The sequence below is a fragment of the Mesorhizobium sp. M7A.F.Ca.CA.003.01.2.1 genome (assembly GCF_003998945.1).
In the GTDB taxonomy this organism is placed as follows: Bacteria; Pseudomonadota; Alphaproteobacteria; order Rhizobiales; family Rhizobiaceae; genus Mesorhizobium; species Mesorhizobium ciceri.
The window spans coordinates 1-936 of sequence record NZ_RZRA01001399.1 but is presented as its reverse complement, the minus strand read 5'-3'; the positions used below and the strand labels follow the sequence as shown (position 1 = coordinate 936).

General features: G+C 59.5%; 1 protein-coding gene. It reads left to right on the top strand.

The genetic code is table 11. The annotated features are described in order from the left end of the window. Positions 1 to 7 precede the first annotated feature (7 nt). The coding region (locus EN969_RS32965; protein ID WP_348632432.1) for an acyltransferase family protein at positions 8 to 936 on the top strand (929 nt) is incomplete at its 3' end.

The following is a 936-nucleotide window of genomic DNA, read 5'->3' as shown; positions in this document are numbered from 1 at the left end:
GTATTATATCTTCGCGCCGATCCTGCTTTATCTGATCCACCGATACGTCTCGAAGCGCTGGCTGACGGTACTTCTGCCGATGGCCGTCGGCAGCTTTGCCCTGGCAGTCATAGCAACCTCGCTGGCACCGACGGCAGGCTTCTATCTCTTGCCGACGCGCATATGGGAGCTGGCGCTGGGCGCCATGCTGATGTTGCGGAAGCCTCCGGTCCTAGCCGGTCGGCTGGCGGTGGAACTGATCGGCCTCGCCGGCTTTGCCCTGATTGCGTTTGGCTTTGTGATGATTTCGGACAGCGATCCGTTTCCCGGCTACAATGCCCTATTCCCCTGCATCGGAACAGCACTGCTGATCTATGCTGGCCAGGATAACGCGGACAGGCCGGCACCTGTCGCCACTCGCGTGCTTCGGTTGGCGCCGCTGGTCTGGGTCGGCCTGATTTCCTATTCGCTTTACCTCGTCCACTGGCCAATCAACTCGTTCGTCCATTATCTCTCGCTGAAGACCGTCGGTGTGCCAACGATTGTCGCGATGACGGTGGCCAGTTTCGCCCTGGCGGCATTCTCCTGGAAATATGTCGAGCAGCCCTTCCGCCAGAAACGAGCCTATACCGCACCGCTGCCTATCTTCGCTTTTTCGGCGACGGCCATCGCGCTGCTGTGCGCCGGTGGTTTGGCCGGTGCACTGGGCAACGGTTTCCCGCAACGGTTCCCGGACTTCTCGACCGAACGTATCCGGGTCGGCGACTGGCGCAACGGCATCTGCTTCAACGAAAACGGGACCCGCATCGAAGACTGGAATCTCGCCGACTGCACCCGTACAACGGGCTTTGCCACCAATGTGCTGCTGTGGGGCGATTCTTTCGCTGCCCATTATGTATCGGGACTTGAGCCCAACGCCCAGAAAATCCAGACCAATGTCATCCAATACACCTATGC